Origin of the sequence: Ramlibacter montanisoli, assembly GCF_013087525.1 — a bacterium.
GTDB lineage: Bacteria > Pseudomonadota > Gammaproteobacteria > Burkholderiales > Burkholderiaceae_C > Ramlibacter > Ramlibacter montanisoli.
The window spans coordinates 2,819,153-2,835,564 of sequence record NZ_JABFCS010000001.1 but is presented as its reverse complement, the minus strand read 5'-3'; the positions used below and the strand labels follow the sequence as shown (position 1 = coordinate 2,835,564).

General features: G+C 69.8%; 15 protein-coding genes and 3 pseudogenes. 10 read left to right on the top strand and 8 right to left on the bottom strand.

All coding sequences use genetic code 11. The annotated features are described in order from the left end of the window. The first annotated feature begins 7 nt into the window (after nucleotides 1–7). Genes HK415_RS13935 through HK415_RS13925 form a run of 3 tightly spaced genes read left to right on the top strand, consistent with a single transcriptional unit; the run spans nucleotide 8 to nucleotide 1,960 of the window. A complete protein-coding gene (locus HK415_RS13935) occupies nucleotides 8–421 on the top strand; it encodes a zinc-ribbon domain-containing protein (RefSeq protein WP_171560217.1) in 414 nt (137 codons plus the stop codon). Continuing rightward, nucleotides 370–1,044 (top strand): DUF3426 domain-containing protein, encoded by a 675-nt coding sequence (locus tag HK415_RS13930; RefSeq protein WP_171560215.1) that lies wholly within the window; start codon nucleotides 370–372, stop codon nucleotides 1,042–1,044. Before HK415_RS13935 ends, HK415_RS13930 begins: the two co-directional genes overlap by 52 nt. 19 nt (nucleotides 1,045–1,063) lie before the next feature. Continuing rightward, nucleotides 1,064–1,960 carry a carbohydrate kinase family protein gene (locus HK415_RS13925; protein ID WP_171560213.1) on the top strand — a complete coding sequence of 299 codons (897 nt, stop codon included), beginning with the start codon at nucleotides 1,064–1,066 and terminating at the stop codon, nucleotides 1,958–1,960. Between the two features lie 344 nt (nucleotides 1,961–2,304). Here the strand turns inward: HK415_RS13925 and HK415_RS13920 are convergent, their stop codons facing one another. Continuing rightward, nucleotides 2,305–3,075, bottom strand: coding sequence for an SDR family oxidoreductase (locus HK415_RS13920; RefSeq protein ID WP_171560211.1), 771 nt, complete (start codon nucleotides 3,073–3,075; stop codon nucleotides 2,305–2,307). A 126-nt stretch (nucleotides 3,076–3,201) separates the two neighbouring features. On the opposite strand from HK415_RS13920, the gene HK415_RS13915 reads away from it, so the two are divergent. After that, nucleotides 3,202–4,641 (top strand): MBL fold metallo-hydrolase, encoded by a 1,440-nt coding sequence (locus tag HK415_RS13915; protein ID WP_171560209.1) that lies wholly within the window; start codon nucleotides 3,202–3,204, stop codon nucleotides 4,639–4,641. 69 nt (nucleotides 4,642–4,710) lie between these two features. Here the strand turns inward: HK415_RS13915 and HK415_RS13910 are convergent, their stop codons facing one another. The 5 genes and pseudogenes from HK415_RS13910 to HK415_RS13890 all read right to left on the bottom strand — a co-directional run bounded on the left by HK415_RS13910 (nucleotide 4,711) and on the right by HK415_RS13890 (nucleotide 9,571). Beyond that, the gene (locus HK415_RS13910; protein WP_171563427.1) at nucleotides 4,711–5,610 is read right to left on the bottom strand and encodes a branched-chain amino acid ABC transporter permease; all 900 of its coding nucleotides are present in this window, start codon (nucleotides 5,608–5,610) and stop codon (nucleotides 4,711–4,713) included. 277 nt (nucleotides 5,611–5,887) lie between these two features. Beyond that, the gene (locus tag HK415_RS13905; protein WP_171560207.1) at nucleotides 5,888–6,772 is read right to left on the bottom strand and encodes a branched-chain amino acid ABC transporter permease; all 885 of its coding nucleotides are present in this window, start codon (nucleotides 6,770–6,772) and stop codon (nucleotides 5,888–5,890) included. 61 nt (nucleotides 6,773–6,833) lie between these two features. Then, a pseudogene (locus HK415_RS13900) lies at nucleotides 6,834–8,050 on the bottom strand (ABC transporter substrate-binding protein). A 40-nt stretch (nucleotides 8,051–8,090) separates the two neighbouring features. Then, the gene (locus HK415_RS13895) at nucleotides 8,091–8,798 is read right to left on the bottom strand and encodes an ABC transporter ATP-binding protein (protein ID WP_171560205.1); all 708 of its coding nucleotides are present in this window, start codon (nucleotides 8,796–8,798) and stop codon (nucleotides 8,091–8,093) included. Beyond that, nucleotides 8,798–9,571, bottom strand: coding sequence for an ABC transporter ATP-binding protein (locus tag HK415_RS13890; RefSeq protein WP_171560203.1), 774 nt, complete (start codon nucleotides 9,569–9,571; stop codon nucleotides 8,798–8,800). Before HK415_RS13890 ends, HK415_RS13895 begins: the two co-directional genes overlap by 1 nt. Before the next feature lie 216 nt (nucleotides 9,572–9,787). Here HK415_RS13890 and HK415_RS13885 point away from each other — a divergent pair, with 216 nt between their 5' ends. Next, nucleotides 9,788–10,594, top strand: a complete 807-nt coding sequence (locus tag HK415_RS13885) for a crotonase/enoyl-CoA hydratase family protein (protein ID WP_171560201.1) — start codon at nucleotides 9,788–9,790, stop codon at nucleotides 10,592–10,594. Here HK415_RS13885 and selD read toward each other — a convergent pair. Together selD and senB are read right to left on the bottom strand one after the other, a co-directional pair. Next, nucleotides 10,591–11,661 (bottom strand): selenide, water dikinase SelD, encoded by a 1,071-nt coding sequence (gene selD, locus HK415_RS13880; RefSeq protein ID WP_171560198.1) that lies wholly within the window; start codon nucleotides 11,659–11,661, stop codon nucleotides 10,591–10,593. The two genes, HK415_RS13885 and selD, sit on opposite strands and share 4 nt — an antisense overlap. Beyond that, on the bottom strand, nucleotides 11,658–12,656 hold the full coding sequence (gene senB / locus HK415_RS13875) for a selenoneine biosynthesis selenosugar synthase SenB (protein WP_171560195.1): 999 nt from the start codon (nucleotides 12,654–12,656) through the stop codon (nucleotides 11,658–11,660). Before senB ends, selD begins: the two co-directional genes overlap by 4 nt. 181 nt (nucleotides 12,657–12,837) lie before the next feature. Between senB and HK415_RS26420 the strand changes: the two are divergent. From HK415_RS26420 to HK415_RS13850, 5 genes and pseudogenes are all read left to right on the top strand, one after another. Then, a pseudogene (locus tag HK415_RS26420) lies at nucleotides 12,838–13,536 on the top strand (SUMF1/EgtB/PvdO family nonheme iron enzyme); the annotation flags it as partial. Nucleotides 13,537–13,587: 51 nt separating this feature from the next. Beyond that, nucleotides 13,588–13,857 carry an SUMF1/EgtB/PvdO family nonheme iron enzyme gene (gene senA / locus HK415_RS26415; protein ID WP_309246841.1) on the top strand — a complete coding sequence of 90 codons (270 nt, stop codon included), beginning with the start codon at nucleotides 13,588–13,590 and terminating at the stop codon, nucleotides 13,855–13,857. Between the two features lie 24 nt (nucleotides 13,858–13,881). Continuing rightward, complete coding sequence (locus HK415_RS13865) at nucleotides 13,882–14,736, top strand: putative selenate ABC transporter substrate-binding protein (protein WP_171560193.1); 855 nt, start codon at nucleotides 13,882–13,884, stop codon at nucleotides 14,734–14,736. Nucleotides 14,737–14,739: 3 nt separating this feature from the next. After that, nucleotides 14,740–15,563, top strand: a pseudogene (locus HK415_RS13855) (phosphonate ABC transporter ATP-binding protein). 1 nt (nucleotide 15,564) lies between these two features. Further along, nucleotides 15,565–16,404 (top strand): PhnE/PtxC family ABC transporter permease, encoded by an 840-nt coding sequence (locus tag HK415_RS13850; RefSeq protein ID WP_171560188.1) that lies wholly within the window; start codon nucleotides 15,565–15,567, stop codon nucleotides 16,402–16,404. The last annotated feature ends 8 nt before the right edge of the window (nucleotides 16,405–16,412 follow it).

The window sequence follows — 16,412 nt, the reverse complement described above, 5'->3', positions numbered from 1 at the left end:
CTGGCTCATGAGCCTGATCACCAGCTGCCCCTCCTGCGGCACGATGTTCCGTGTCGTGCCGGACCAGCTGAAGATCTCCGAAGGCTGGGTGCGCTGCGGCCACTGCAGCGAGGTGTTCGACGCCACCGCCCACCTGAGCGACGAGTCCGTGCTGGTGGAGCCGGAACTGGCGCAGCAGGCGACCCGCCCGACCGACCTTCCCACGCGGCCCGCGCCGATCGAGACGCGGCCCGCGGCCATGGAAACCCGGCCGGCCCAGCTGCCGGCGCGCGCGGGGATGCACCGGCGCGCCCGCCCGCCGCGCGCGCGGCCTCCACCAGCGAATCGATCGAGCCCTCGGACTTCTTCGACGATGACATCGAGTCCCCCTTGGAGCCCTCGCCACTCGACGCGCCCTTCGTATTCCGCCCGTCGGAAGTGACCGTCGGCCTGCGCGACTCGCAGCTGCCGATGCCGGGCAGCGAAAGCCAGATGCTGCCCGAGGATTTCGAGCACCACCCCGACGCGGAGGAGGACGACCTGCCCGACGTGTCCTTCGTGCGCCAGGGCCGGCGCAAGGCGTGGTGGCGCCGGCCCGGCGTGCGCATCGCTCTGGCCTCCTCCAGCCTCGCGCTGGCCTTGCTGCTGCTGCTGCAGCTGGCCTACCAGGACCGCGACCGCCTGGCGCTCACGCAGCCCTCGCTGCGCCCGGTGCTGGAGGGCCTGTGCAGCCTCATGCGCTGCACGATCAGCGCACCGCGGCAGATCGAGGCCGTCACCATCGAGAGCTCGGGCTTCAACCGCGTGCGCAACGACACCTACCGCCTGGCCTTCACGCTGCGCAACACCGCGCCGGTGCAGGTGGCCGTGCCCGCGATGGAGCTCACCATCACCGACTCGCAGGACCAGACCATCGCGCGGCGCGTGCTCACGCCGGCGGAGCTGGGCGCCGACAACGCCGTGATCCCCGCGGCCGGCGAGTGGTCGCGCTCGGTGGGCGTCGTGCTCGGCCCCACCGGTGGCGGGCGCGTGGCCGGCTACCGCCTCCTCGCCTTCTATCCCTGAACCTCAAAGAAAGAATTCCATGGCAGCCGTCATCTGCGGATCGCTCGCGTTCGACACCATCATGACCTTCGAGGGCCGCTTCGCCGAGCAGATCCTGCCGGACCAACTGCACATCCTGAACGTGTCCTTCCTCGTGCCCAGCCTCAGGCGCGACTTCGGCGGCTGCGCCGGCAACATCGCCTATGCGCTCAAGCTGCTGGGCGGCACGCCGCTGCCCATGGGCGCCGTGGGCAGCGACGGCGGCGACTACCTGCAGCGCTTCGACCAGCTGGGCATCAGCACCGAGTTCGTGCTGCGCGCGGACGACACGTACACCGCGCAGGCGATGATCATGACGGACCGCGACAACAACCAGATCACCGCCTTCCACCCGGGAGCGATGATGCAGGCGCACAAGGTCCAGGTGAAGCCGCGCAATGACATCAAGCTCGGGATGATCTCGCCCGACGGGCGCGACGCCATGCTGCAGCACGCGGAGCAGTTCAAGGCGGCGGGCATCCCCTTCGTGTTCGACCCGGGCCAGGGCCTGCCCATGTTCGACGGCAAGGAGCTCGCGCACTTCATCGACCTCGCCACCTGGGTCACGGTCAACGACTACGAGGGCAAGATGCTCAGCGAGCGCACCGGCTGGAGCAGCGCCGAGATCTCGCACCGCGTCAACGGCCTGGTCGTGACGCTGGGCGGCGACGGCTGCGAGGTGTGGGTGAACGGCGAGGTGACCCTGGTCGCGCCGGAAAGGCCGGCGGCCATCGTCGATCCCACCGGCTGCGGCGACGCCTGGCGCGGCGCGCTGCTGCACGGCCTGGAGCAGGGCTGGTCGCTGGTGCGCTGCGCGCAACTCGGCAACAAGGTCGGCGCGGTCAAGATCGCCAGCCGCGGTCCGCAGAATTATTCGCTGGATGGCTTGAAGCGTTGACTCGCGGTGCGGGGCGGCTTGGGTGCCTCCGGGGCCGGATCGGGACGAGATTGTCCGCCTCTGCGAATGTCCCCCGGCGCGGGCAAGCCCGCGCCTCCTCCTTTACTTCGCTGAGTCGGACAATCTCGTCCCGATCCTCCATCGCGCCGTTCCGACAGGACGGCCGAAGAGCACGATCGCGGCATTGCGTGGCACGCCGCAGGGCGGGAAGGGGACTGTCCGACTCGGCGAAGTAAAGGAGGAGGCGTGGCCTTCAGGCCACGCCGGGGACATTCGCAGAGGCGGACAGTCCCCTTCCCGCCCGGATCGGAGCGCGGGACTCCGGTCAGCCTCCCACCGGAAGATCAGGACCCCCGCGCGATCGTCACGCCCCCGTCCACCACGATGGTCTCGCCGACCACGTAGTCCCCGGCGCGCGAGGCGAGGTAGATCGCCGCCCCCGCCATGTCTTCCGTGCCGCCCACGCGCCCGGCGGGCACGCGGTGCGCCACGGTCTCGCCGTGGTCGCGCGCTTCCTTGTTCATCTCGGACGGGAAGGGCCCGGGCGCGATGCCGTTGACCACGATGTTGTCCTGCGCCAGGCGCAGCGCCATGCGCTTGGTCAGGTGGATCAGCCCGGCCTTGCTGGCGGTATAGGAGTAGGTCTCCCACTGGTTGACCGAGATGCCGTCGATCGACGCGATGTTGATCACCTTGGCCGGCCGCTCCCTGGCACCGCGCTGGAGCGCCTCGTGCAGCGCCTGCGTCAGGAAGAAGGGCGTCTTCATGTTCAGGTTCACCACCTTGTCCCAGCCGGACTCGGGGAAGCTGTCGAAGTCCTCGCCCCAGGCGGCCCCCGCGTTGTTGACCAGGATGTGCAGCGCCGGCTCCCTGGCCATGATCTCCTCGGCGAGTTGGCGAGCGCCCGCTACGCTGGAGACGTCGGCCGGCAGCGAGATGCAGGGGCCGATCGCCGACAGCTCGCCGGCGGCGGCATCGCATTGCGCCGCCTTGCGCGCGGTGATGTAGACCTTCGCGCCGTGGTGCAGCAGGCCGGTGGCGATCATCCGGCCGATGCCGCGCGAGCCGCCGGTCACCAGCGCCACGCGGCCACTCAGGGAAAACAGGTCCTTCATGGTGGGAACTCCTTTGCAGCAGGCGGAGCCTAACGGCTCGCGCGCGTGCTTCCAATCACCTGAATGACAACCGGCCAGCGCAACGCCACCTCCCACGCGTGCCGGCGGCCCTGGCAAGGAGACGACATGCTTCGCCATGCACTGGCTTCCCTCTTCGCCGCGGGCCTGCTCGCCGGCTGCGCCACCCCGACAGCGGATCCCGGCGCCGTGCTGCGGCAGGCCGATGCGGCCATGGGCGGCACGCAGCTGCGCACGCTGCGCTACGCCGCCAGCGGCACCGGCGCCACCTACGGCCAGGCCTACGTGCCGGGCACCGCCTGGCCGCGCATCAACATCCCGAGCTACGCCCGCTGGATCGACTACGAGAATGCCGCGCTGCGCGAGGACTCCGTGCGCACGCGCGCCGAGCCCAATGGCGGCGGGGCCTTGCCGCTGATGGGTTTGGGCGAGCAACGCGTCTCCGCCTGGGTGCGCGGCAACCAGGCCTGGAACATGACCGGCCCGGCGCCGGCCGCGGCGCCGGTGGCGGCGGAAGGGCGGATCCACGACCTGTGGACCACGCCGCACGGCGTGGTGAAGGCGGCGCTGCGCAACAACGCGAGCGTGCGCAGCGAAGGCGGCCTGTCCGTCGTGTCCTTCGCGCAGCCCGGCCTGTACCGCGCCACGGCGTGGATAGGCGCGGACGGGCTGGTGCAGCGCGTGGACTCGGTGATGCCGCACCCGGTGAGCGGCGACACGCAGGTGAGCACGCTCTATTCCGGCTGGCGCGACTGGGGCGGCGTGAAGTTCCCGGCGCGCATCACGCAGAGCATGGGCGGCTACCCGGTGCTGGACCTGAACGTGACCGAGGTGCAGGCCAATCCCGCCTTCGCCAGCGACGTGCCCGCGCTGGTCGCGCAGTTCGCCGAGCGGGTGGAATCCACGCGTGTGGCCGACGGCGTGTGGTACCTGTCCGGCGGCTCGCACCACAGCGTGCTGGTGGAGTTCGCCGACCACCTGATGCTGATCGAAGCCCCGCTGTACGACGGCCGCGCGAACGCCGTGCTGGCCGAGGTGCGCCGGCTGGTTCCGAACAAGCCGCTGCGCTACGTCGTCAACTCGCACCACCACTTCGACCACTCGGGCGGCCTGCGGGCGGCGGCGGCCACCGGCGCGACGCTGGTGGTCAGCGAGCCGGCCCGCGCCTGGTTCGAGCAGGCCTTCGCGACGCCCAACGCGGTCCGACCCGACGCACTGGCGCAGTCGGGCCGCCGCGCCACCTTCCTGGGCGTCAACGGCACGCGAACCTTCAGCGATGCCACGCGCACGGTGCAGGTCCACTTCATCGAAGGCAGCCCGCACGCGCAGGGCTTCATGATGGCCTGGCTGCCGCGCGAACGCCTGCTGGTCGAAGCCGACGCCTACACGCCGGCCGCCCCCAACAGCCCGCCGCCCGCGCAGGCGAACCCGCTGCACGTGAACCTGGTGAACAACGTGCAGAGGCTGGGCTGGGACGTGGACCGCATCCTGCCGCTGCATGGCCGCATCGTCCCCTTCACCGAGCTGCGCACCGCCGCGAAGATGTAGGTCGGGCTGCGCGCAGCGCACCCGACGCAAAGAAAAAGCGGCCCGCGGGCCGCTTTTTCTTTCGCCTTCTCAGGCCGCCTTCAACTTGCGCCGGTCCCGCCAGGCCTGGATCTCGCCGACGATGCCCTTGCGGAAGGCCAGCACGCAGACCACGAAGATCGCGCCGATGATCACCGTCACCCAGGCGCCCACCTTGTCGGCCAGCAGGTTCTGCAGCGCGATCACGACGCCCGCGCCCAGCACGGGGCCGAAGAAGGTGCCGACGCCGCCCAGCAGGCTCATCAGGATCACTTCGCCGGACATGGACCAGTGCACGTCGGTGAGCGAAGCGAAGCCCATGACGATGGTCTTGAGCGAGCCGGCCAGGCCGGTCAGCGCCGCCGACAGCACGAAGGCCATCAGCTTGTAGCGGTCCACTTCGTAGCCCAGCGAGATGGCGCGCGGCTCGTTCTCGCGGATCATCTTCAGGACCTGGCCGAAGGGCGAGGTCACCACCCGCATGATGAACAGGAAGCAGGCCGCGAAGATCGCCAGCACCACGTAGTACAGCGTCAGGTCCGACGCCAGCGGCAGCAGGCCGAACAGGTTGCCGCGCGGCACGCCCTGCATCCCGTCCTCGCCGCCCGTGAACGGCGCCTGCAGGCAGACGAAGAACACCATCTGCGACAGCGCCAGCGTGATCATGGCGAAGTAGATGCCCTGCCGGCGGATCGCCACCAGGCCGAACACCAGGCCGAGGCCGGCGCCGGTGAGCGTGCCGGCGACGAGGCCCAACTCGGGCGACCAGCCCTGCGCCTTGACCAGCCAGCCCGACACGTAAGCCGCGAAGCCGAAGAAGGCGGCGTGGCCGAAGGACAGCAGGCCGGTGAAACCGAGCAGCAGGTTGAACGCGCAGGCGAACAGCATGAAGCAAAGCAGCTTCATGCCGAACACGGGGTACAGGCCCAGCATAGGCGCGACCAGCGCCATCCCGAGCAGCACCAGGTAGGTCAGCTTGACGGTCCGGCCGACGCCGTGGCTGGCCGCCAGCGCGCCCGGCGCGTCCGTGCCGTGGTCGGGGAGATCTCTTCGACGGTGGTCGAAATAGTGGTCGAAACCGTAGTGGAAACGGTGGTCGAGACGGAGGAATTCATCTCGCTTCTCCAGGGACTTGGTCCAGTGTCACCGCGGAACCGGCTTTGCCGGGCCGCTGGTGGCGCCCCCTTGAGGGGAGGCGCCAAAGGCGCTTCGGGGGTGAGCCATTTCTTCAGGCCTCCTTGCCGAACAGGCCGGCGGGACGCAGCATCAGCACGATCGCCATGATCACGAACACCACCACGTTGGAAGCTTCCGGGTAGAACACGCGCGTGAAGCCCTCGATCACGCCCAGCCCGAGGCCGGTGATGACGGAGCCGAGGATGGAGCCCATGCCGCCGATCACGACGACTGCGAACACCACGATGATCAGGTTGGACCCCATCAGCGGCGTCACCTGGATCACGGGGGCAGCGAGCACGCCCGCCAGCGCGGCCAGCGCGGCGCCGGCGCCGTAGGTGAGCATGACCATCATCGGCACGTTGACGCCGAAGGCCTGCACCAGCTTCGCGTTCTCGGTGCCGGCGCGCAGATAGGCGCCCAGGCGCGTGCGCTCGATCAGGTACCAGGTGCCCAGGCAGATGGTGACGGAGGCGAGCACCACCCAGGCCCGGTAGTTGGGCAGCACCATGAAGCCGAGGTTGGTGGCGCCGGACAAGGCGTCCGGCACCGGGTAGGACTGGCCGGAAACGCCGTACTGGTCTCGGAAGATGCCTTCCATGATCAGGGCGAGGCCGAAGGTGAGCAGCAGGCCGTACAGCGGGTCGAGCCCGTACAGCCGCTTGAGGAAAGCCCGTTCGATGACGACGCCCAGCGCGCCCACCATCAGCGGCGCCAGCAGCAGCGACCACCAGTAACTCACGCCCCACTTCTCCAGCATGATCCAGGCGGCGAAGGCGCCGACCATGTAGAGCGCGCCGTGCGCGAAGTTGACGATGTCGAGCAGGCCGAAGATGACCGCCAGCCCGAGGCTGAGCATTGCGTAGAACGCGCCGTTCACCAGGCCCAGCATGAGCTGGCCCAGGAAGGCCTGGTGGGGGATACCGAAGATCTCCATCGAACGCTTTCTTGAAAAAGGTCAGCCGGCCCGCGGCCGGCTGACCGTCACCGGGAGAAGCTTACTTCCAGAGGGCGCACTTGCTCTCGGCCTTGGTGGTCCAGGCCTCTTCGCCCTTGAACACCTGGGCGACCTTGTAGTAGTCCCACGGCTCGGTGGACTCGGAAGGCTTCTTCACCTGCATCAGGTACATGTCGTGGATCACGCGGCCGTCGCCACGCACGTAGCCGCCCTTCATGAAGACGTCGTTGAACTTCGCCTTCTTCAGGTGGGCCAGCACCTTCTCCGGGTCATCGCTGTTCACGGCCTTCACCGCGGCCAGGTACTGCGTGGTGGCCGAGTAGTCGGCGGCCTGGATCGACGAGGGCATGCGCTTGACCTTGTCGAAGAACTTGCGCGACCAGTCGCGGGTTTCCTTGTTCTGGTTCCAGTACCAGCTGTCGGTCAGGTACATGTCCTGCGTGGTCTTCAGGCCCAGCGAGTGGATGTCGTTGATGAACACCAGCAGGCCGGCGAGCTTCATCGTCTTGGTGATGCCGAACTCGTTGGCCGCCTTGATCGAGTTGATCGTGTCGCCGCCGGCGTTGGCCAGGCCCAGGATCTGGGCCTTGCTGCCCTGCGCCTGCAGCAGGAAGGACGAGAAGTCGCTGGCGTTCAGCGGCGCGCGCACCGAGCCCACCACCTTGCCGCCGTTGGCCTCCACCACCTTGGAGGTGTCGGTCTGCAGCTGGTGGCCGAAGGCGTAGTCGGCGGTCAGGAAGTACCAGGTCTTGCCGCCCTGCTTGACCACGGCAGCGCCCGTGCCCCCTTGGCCAGCGCGGTGGTGTCGTAGGCCCAGTGCAGCGTGTAGGGCGTGCACTGGTCGTTGGTCAGCGCGGAGGTCGCGGCGCCGATGGCGATGAAGGGCTTCTTCTTCTCCGCGGCGACCTTGGCCATGGCCAGGTTGGTGCCCGAGTTGGTGCCGCCGATCAGCATGTCCAGGCCCTGGGTGTCGAACCACTCGCGCGCCTTGGTGGCGGCGACGTCCGGCTTGTTCTGGTGGTCGGCCGACACCACTTCGATCTTCTTGCCCGCGATGTTGCCGCCGGCGTCGGCGATGGCCATGCGGATCGCTTCCACGCCGCCCTGGCCGTCGATGTCCGCGTACACGCTGGACATGTCGGTGATGATGCCGATGCGGATCACGTCGCCGGAGAACTGCGCGTGCGCGGGTGCGCTCGCGCCGAACAGGGCGGCGGCGCCCAACGCTACCGCGGCAAAGGTCTTCTTGAGTTTCATGGGGTCTCCTTGTTGAAACGACTCGGACTTGTATCGGGGACTAGACGCCCAGGTATTCCTGCAGCATCTCGGTATTGGCCGCCAGCTCGCTCTGGGCGAACTCGCGCACGATCTTGCCGTGCTCCATCACGTAGAAGCGGTCGGCCAGCGGCGCGGCGAAGCGGAAGTTCTGTTCCACCAGCACGATGGTGTAGCCCTTGGCCTTGAGCGTGCGGATGGTCTCGGCGAGCTTCTGCACGATCACCGGCGCCAGGCCTTCGGAGATCTCGTCCAGCAGCAGCAGGCGCGCGCCGGTGCGCAGGATGCGCGCCACGGCCAGCATCTGCTGTTCGCCGCCCGACAGGCGCGTGCCGGGGCTGTTGGCGCGCTCCTTCAGGTTGGGGAACATGTCGTAGATCTCGGCCACGCTCATGCCGCCTTCGGCGATGGCGGGCGGCAGCATCAGGTTCTCCTCCGCCGACAGGCTGGCGAAGATGCCGCGCTCTTCCGGGCAGTAACCGACCCCGAGGCGCGCGATCTTGTGCGGCGCCATCCGGATCGTCTCCTGGCCCTTGATGCGGATCGAGCCCTTGCGCGCGCCGGTCAGGCCCATGATCGCGCGCATGGTGGTCGTGCGGCCCGCGCCGTTGCGGCCCAGCAGGGACACCACCTCGCCCTCGTTCACGCTCATGTTCACGCCGTGCAGCACGTGCGACTCGCCGTACCAGGCGTTGAGGTTCTCGATGTGGACCATCTCGCCGGCGGCCATCAGTGCGCTCCCTGCAGTTCGTTGTCGGTCGAGCCCATGTAGGCCTCGATCACCTGCGGGTTCTTCGAGACTTCCGCGTAGGTGCCGTCGGCGATCACGCCGCCGCGCTGCAGCACCGTGATGCGGTCGGCGATGGAGGACACCACGTTCATGTTGTGCTCCACCATGAGGATGGTGCGGCCCTCGGACACCTTCTTGATCAGCTGGGTCACGCGGTGCACGTCCTCGTGGCCCATGCCCTGCGTCGGCTCGTCCAGCAGCATCAGGTCCGGCTCCAGCGCCAGCGTGGTCGCCAGTTCCAGCGCGCGCTTGCGGCCATAGGGCAGGTTCACGGTCAGCTCGTCGGCGAAATCCTGCAGGTCCACCGAGGCCAGCAGCTCGTGGGCGCGGGCGTGCAGGTGGTGCAGCGTCTTTTCCGGCTTCCAGAAGTGGAAGGAAGTGCCCAGGTTGCGCTGCAGCGCCGCGCGCACGTTCTCCAGCACGGTCATGTGCGGGAACACGGCGGAGATCTGGAAGGAGCGCACGATGCCGCGGCGCGCGGTCTGCGCCGGCCGCTCGTGCGTGATGTCGGTGCCCTGGTACGTGATCGTGCCGCGCGTGGGCGGCAGGAACTTCGTCAGCAGGTTGAAGAAGGTCGTCTTGCCGGCGCCATTGGGGCCGATCAGCGCATGGATGTCGCCGCGCCTGACCTTGAGATCCACGTTGTTCACGGCGACGAAGCCCTTGAACTCCTTGGTCAGGCCCTGGGTTTCCAGGATGGTCTCAGCGGACAAGTCTCTCCTCCGGAAGGGTGCGAACGGCCCGGCGGGGGATCCCGCCAAGGCCGCCAATGGTGCAAGGCATGCTGCAGCGCAGAAAGGGGGTAGACCCTAAGTAGTTTTGCGTGCTCTGCCTTGTCGGCGCAGGGCGGGACTGTCCCCGACGCGCAGGGCGCGAAGCTGTCAAAAGCCTGACTCGCGCAGAATGCAGGCTGCCAACAGGAGCTTCGGATGAACGATGAACAGCGCGTCCGCGTGGGCGTGGACGAACAGGGCGTGGCCGAGGTGGCCATGGTGCGCGCCGACAAGATGAATGCCCTGGATCCGGAGATGTTCCGCGCCCTGATCGCCGCTATCGCCCAGGTGCGCGGCGATGCGCGCGTGCGCGCCGTCGTGCTGCACGGCGAGGGCCGCGCGTTCTGCGCGGGGCTGGACAAGTCCAGCCTGCAGGGCATCGCCACGCAGGACGGCGCGGCCGGCATCGGCGACCTGGTGCCGCGCACGCATGGCCTGGCCAACTTCTGGCAGCAGGTCGCCTGGGGCTGGCGCGAGCTGCCGGTGCCGGTGATCGCGGCCGTGCAGGGCGTGGCCTTCGGCGGCGGCCTGCAGATCGCGCTGGGCGCCGACGTGCGCATCGTGCATCCGGAGGCGAAGCTCTCGGTGATGGAAGTGAAGTGGGGGCTGGTGCCGGACATGGCCGGCTGCGTGCTGCTGACGGAACTCACGCGCACGGACGTCGCGCGCGAATTGACCTTCACCGGGCGCGTGGTGGCCGGTGTCGAAGCCGTGAACCTGGGACTGGCGACGCGCACCAGCGACGACCCTCTCGCGGACGCGCGCGCGATGGCGCGTCAGATCGCGGCGAGCAATCCCGATGCGATCCGCGCGGCCAAGCGCTTGATGAACACCGCGTCGCCGGTGGACGCGGCCCGCGTGCTGGTGGCGGAGGCCTTCGAGCAGCAGCGGCTGATCGGCAGCGCGAACCAGAGGGAAGCGGTGCAGGCGGCGCTGGAGAACCGGGCGCCGGTGTTCCGTTAGCGGATGGTGAGCCGCGCGCCGGCGGTCCCCGCCCGCGCCTGCCCGATCACCGCCGCCTGGCCGAAACCATGGCTGCGGAACACCGCCAGCACCTGGTCCACCGTCTCGGGTGCGCAGGACACCAGCAGTCCGCCGCTGGTCTGCGGATCCGTCAGCAGCGCGAGCTCCGCATCCTCGAAGCCCTTGGGCACCGCGATCTCCGCGCCGTAGCCGGCCCAGTTGCGGCCCGACGCACCGGTCACGAAGCCGGCGCGCGCCAGTTCGCGCACGCCTTCCAGCACCGGCACCTTGTTCCACTCGATGTCCAGCGACAGCTTCGCGCCGCGCGCCAGTTCCAGCGCATGGCCCGCCAGGCCGAAGCCGGTGACGTCGGTCAACGCATGCACGCCATCGATCGCGGCCAGTTCCGGGCCGGGCGTGTTCAGCCGCGTGGTGGTGGAAATCATGCGCTCGTAGCCGGCGGCATCGAGCTTCTCCTTCTTGAGCGCGGCCGACAGCACGCCCACGCCCAGCGGCTTGCCCAGCACCAGCACGTCGCCGGGGCGCGCATCGGCATTGCGCTTCACGCGCTTGGGGTGCACCAGGCCCAGGGCGACCAGCCCGTAGATCGGCTCGACCGAATCGATGGTGTGGCCACCGGCGATCGGGATGCCGGCCGCCTTGCAGACCGACTCGCCGCCTTCCAGGATGCGGCCGATGGTGGCCGTGCTCAGCACGCTGATCGGCATGCCCACCAGCGCCAGCGCCATGATGGGCTTGCCGCCCATGGCATACACGTCGGAGATCGCGTTGGTGGCGGCGATGCGGCCGAAGTCGTAGGGGTCGTCCACGATCGGCATGAAGAAGTCGGTGGTGGCGATCAGCGCCTGCTCGTCGTTGAGCTGGTACACCGCGGCGTCGTCGGCCGTCTCGATCCCCACCAGCAGTTCAGGCGGCATGGGCAGGCGCGCCGTGCCCTTGAGGATCTCGGACAGCACGCCGGGCGCGATCTTGCAGCCGCAACCGCCGCCATGCGACAGCGAGGTGAGGCGGGGTTCGGCGGCGGTGGCGGGCAAGGGGGCGTTCATGGGGCGGGTTCCAGTTCTTGCAGCAGGTTCAGCAGCGCGGTGCGCTCGGCGCCCGCGTCGAACAGCGGGGCGCGCAGCGCGCATTGTGCGCCGAGGCGCTCGAGCAGGCGGTCCGCGGGGTTTTCCGAATTCTGGCCCTGGCGGCAGGCGGCCAGCAGCCCGGCCAGCGCCGCCGCATCGCCGTGCGTGAAGTAGCCCGCGTAGTCCTCGCCCAGCATGCCGACGTTGCCGGGAACGCGGCTCGCCAGTACCGGCGTGCCGCAGCGCACCGCTTCCAGGATCACGTGGGCACCTCCTTCCATCGCGCTGGTGTGGACCAGCACGTGGGCCGCGCGGATGTGCTGCAGCGTGTCCTCGTGCGGCACGCCGCCGAGCCAGCTGTAGGCGGTGCATTCCTGCGCGGTCGCGCTGGCCTGTGCGGCCAGCTCCGGCTCGCCCTCCGCGCCGCCGATGTGCGTGATGCGGATGTCGTCACGCCCGCGCAGCAGCCGGGCGGCGTCGAACAGGGTCTGCGGCGTCTTCACCTGCCGCAGGTGGCCGACCATCACGGCCTGCAGCAGGTCCTTCGGTTTCGCCAGCACCGGCAAGGCCGGTGCCGACTGGTACACGACGCGCGCCTTGCCGCGGTGCTGCGGGGGCAGGGCGTCGGCGCCGCGCTCCTGCAGCACCACCAGCCGCTGCGCCAGTTCCACGGAACGCTGGGCGGCCGCATCGATCGCGAGGTCCTGGTACAGGTCGGTGCCGGTCAGCACCACCGCCAGGCCGCGCCCCGGATGCCGCTGCGCCCAGGCAGCGATCGGCTGCGCGGACCGCCGCGCATGCAGTGCCAGCATCACCGTGTCCTCTTCGGTTCCCGCGTCGGGCCATTCCCTGGCGATCCTGGCGCGGCAGTGCGGCGCCAGCAGTTCCTGCCAGCGGCGGGCGGTGCGCCAGTTGCCATTGTTGGCGTCGGCCAGCGCGGGGCTTACGATGACGACCGATGGGGAACGCGGCATCCGGGGTTTATAGCGCGGCCGGCGCCGACGAGGCGTCGGCGCTGCGGCATGGCCCTGCGTCCGCGGTGCGGACGGCACTGCTTGCCGCACGTGGGCGCACGCTGCGGCTGGCGCAGGACTACCGCGCGGCCCTGGGTCCGCAGCCGCGCGTTCCCCATGCCGAGGAACTGAATCCGCCGCTGTGGGAGCTGGGGCACGTCGCCTGGTTCCAGGAGTGGTGGATCGCACGCAACCCGCAGCGCGCACTCGGCACCCGGGCGGACCCGGGCGTGCAGCGGCCGGCGTCCCTGCTGCCGTCGGCCGATGCCTGGTACGACTCGAGCCGCGTCGCGCACGGCACGCGCTGGGACCTGCCGCTGCCGGACGGCGAGGCGACGGCCCATTACCTCGAGCGCACGCTGGCCGGCACCCTGGAATTGCTGGACGCCCTGCCGCAGGATGCGGGCGACGACGCCCTGTACTTCTACCGCCTGGCCGTGGTCCACGAGCAGATGCACGCCGAGGCCGCGGTGTACATGGGGCAGGGCCTGGGCATCCCGCTGCGCGAAGGGGATACGACGGCGACGGGGGCAGGCGCCGCGAACTGGAACTGCCCGCGCAGCGCTTTGTCCTGGGGCACGCGGAAGGAGGCTTCGCCTTCGACAACGAACTGGGCCCCCACGAGGTCGAACTGGCGCCGTATGCCATCGATGCCGAGCCCGTCACCTGGGCCGCCTTCCTGCCCTTCGTCGAAGCCGGTGGCTACGAGGACCCGCAGTGGTGGACGCCCGAGGGCCGTGCCTGGGTGGCGGACCTGCGGCAGCGGCGGCCGGCGGGGCAGCCGCTGCGCGAGGACGAGTTCGCGCTGCACCTGTGCGCGCACGAAGCCGACGCCTGGTGCCGCTGGGCCGGCCGCCGCCTGCCGACCGAGGCCGAATGGGAATGCGCTGCCATGACCGGCCCGGGCTTCCGCTGGGGCCAGGTGTGGGAATGGACCGCCAGTCGTTTCGAACCGTATCCGGGCTTCGCGCCGCATCCCTACCGCGACTATTCGCAGCCCTGGTTCGGCACCCGGCGCGTGCTGCGCGGCGCGTCCGTGGCCACCGCGCCCGCGCTCGCCCATGCCCGCTACCGCAATTTCTACGAACCGCACCGGCGCGACATCCTGGCCGGTTTCCGCAGTGTCCGCATGGGCGACGGGTCCAAGGCTTCTGCGGTCTAATCCCCTACCCACCGGAGGCCCCCGATGAACAAGACCACGTCCCGACTCCTCGCCGGCTTCGCCCTGGCCGCCTTTGCCCTCGCCGCGCAGGCCCAGCAGGTGTTCCGCATCACCGCCATCCCGGACGAATCGCCGACGGAACTGGCGCGCAAGGCGGCGCCGCTGGTGAAGTACCTGGAGCGCAAGCTCGGCACCAAGGTGGAATTCACGCCCGTGACCGACTACGCGGCGGCGGTGGAGGCGCTGGTCAACAAGCAGGTGGACCTGGCCTGGTTCGGCGGCTTCACCTTCGTGCAGGCGAACCAGCGCTCCGGCGGCAAGGTGATCCCGCTGGTGCAGCGCGAAGAAGACGAGAAGTTCCGCTCGGTCTTCATCACCACCGATCCCGCCGTGAAGTCGCTGGCCGACCTCAAGGGCCGCAACCTGAGCTTCGGCTCGCAGTCCAGCACCTCCGGCCACCTGATGCCGCGCAACTTCCTGCTGGCTGCCGGCGTGGATCCCGACCGCGACCTGAAGCGCGTGGCCTATTCGGGCGCGCACGACGCGACCGTCGCCGCGGTTGCCTCCGGCAAGGTCGATGCCGGCGCGCTGAACATCTCGGTGTGGGAAAAGCTGGTCGCCGACAAGAAGGTGGACCCGGCCAAGGTCCGCGTGTTCTACACGACGCCCGCCTACTACGACTACAACTGGAGCGTGCACGCCGACATGCCGGCGGCGCAGCGCCAGAAGCTGGCGCAGGCCTTCACCGAACTGTCGGCGGCCACCGCCGAGGGCAAGGAGATCCTGGAGCTGCAGCGCGCCACCCGCTTCCTGCCGACGCGCGTGGAGAACTACAAGGGCATCGAGGGCGCGGCGCGCAACGCGGGGCTGCTGAAGTAAGACATGAAGCTCGCGCTGCACGCACTGTCCGGCCGCCATCCCGCGGCACCGACCTCCGCGCCGCTGGCCCTGCAGCGCGTGACGCTGGACATCGCCTCGGGGGAGCAGGTCGCGATCATCGGCCCGTCCGGTGCCGGCAAGACGACGCTGCTGCAGCTGCTGGCGTGCGCGCTGCGGCCCGCCGGCGGCAGCGTCTTGCTGGACGACCACAACCCGTGGACGCTGTCCACGCGCAGGCTGCAGCAGCTGCGCGGCTCCTGTTCCTCGCGCCGCAGGTGCCGCCCCTGCCGCCGCGCCAGCGCGTGGTCACCTCGGTGCTCGCCGGCCGCCTGCCGCACCAGGGCCTGTGGCAAAGCCTGCGCAGCCTGGTCTATCCCACGGGCATCGCGCAGGCGGATGCGGCGCTCGCGCGCTTCGACGTCGCCGACAAGCTGTTCGCGCGCGTTGACCGCCTCTCGGGCGGCGAACGCCAGCGCGTCGGCCTGGCGCGCGCGCTGCTCTCGCAGGCCAACCTGCTGCTGGTGGATGAGCCCTTGTCCGCGCTCGATCCCGCGCGGGCCGGGCAAGCGGTCGCCACGCTCGCGCAAGCCGCGGCGGAACGCGGCGCCACGCTGGTGGCGACGCTGCACGACGTGCCGGTGGCGCTGCAGCACTTCCCGCGCATCGTCGGCCTGCGCGCCGGCCAGGTGGTGTTCGACCTGCACGCCGCGCAGGTCACGCAGCCGCTGCTGGACGAGCTGTATGCGCAGGAAGCACAGCCCGAGCCGATGCTGCCCTTCGAGGAACTCCCGCCCCGGTCGCGCCCGGTGGCGATGAACTGCCGCTGACATGGCCGCGGTCCTTTCCCAGGGCAGCCACCCGCGCCGCGACCCCGCCTGGCGGGCGCGCGTCACCGGGCTGCTGCTCGCCGGCGTGCTGCTGTGGCCGCTGCTGGTGTGGACCGAGTTCAAGCCCTGGCAGCTGCTGTCGCCGGAAAGCCTGAAGCCCACGTTGCACTTCCTGGCCGGCTTCATGCCGCCGCGCGTGGACGGCGAGTTCCTCTGGCTGGTGTTGCGCGAGACCTGGCGCACCGTCGCCATCGCCACCGCCGGACTGGCGCTGGCGCTGCTGATCGCCCTGCCGCTCACGCTGCTGTCGGTGCGCACGCTGTCCATCTCGGGGCTGGCCGGCCGCATGGGGACCTTGCCGGCGGTGGTGCGCTTCGCCTTGCGCGCGCTGATGGTGGTGCTGCGCAGCGTGCCGGAACTGATCTGGGCGCTGGTCTTCGTGCGCGTCGTGGGGCTGGGCCCGACGGCGGGCGTGCTGGCGATCGCGCTGACCTACGGCGGCATGCTGGGCAAGGTGTACGGAGAGATCCTGGAGAGCGGCGACGCACACGCGGCCAGCACGCTGCTGCGCAACGGCGCGGGACGGCTGCAGGCCTTCTTCTACGCCTTGCTTCCGCAGAACGCCGCGGAGCTCACCAGCTACACCGTGTACCGCTGGGAGTGCGCGATCCGTTCCTCGGCGGTGCTGGGCTTCGTCGGCGCCGGCGGCCTCGGGCAGCAGATGGACTCCTCGATGAAGATGTTCAACGGCGGCGAGGTCAGCACCATGCTGATCGTGTTCGTGCTGCTGGTGGCCGCCACCGACCGCCTGAGCGCCTTCCTGCGCCGCGTGCTGGCCTGAGGACGAAG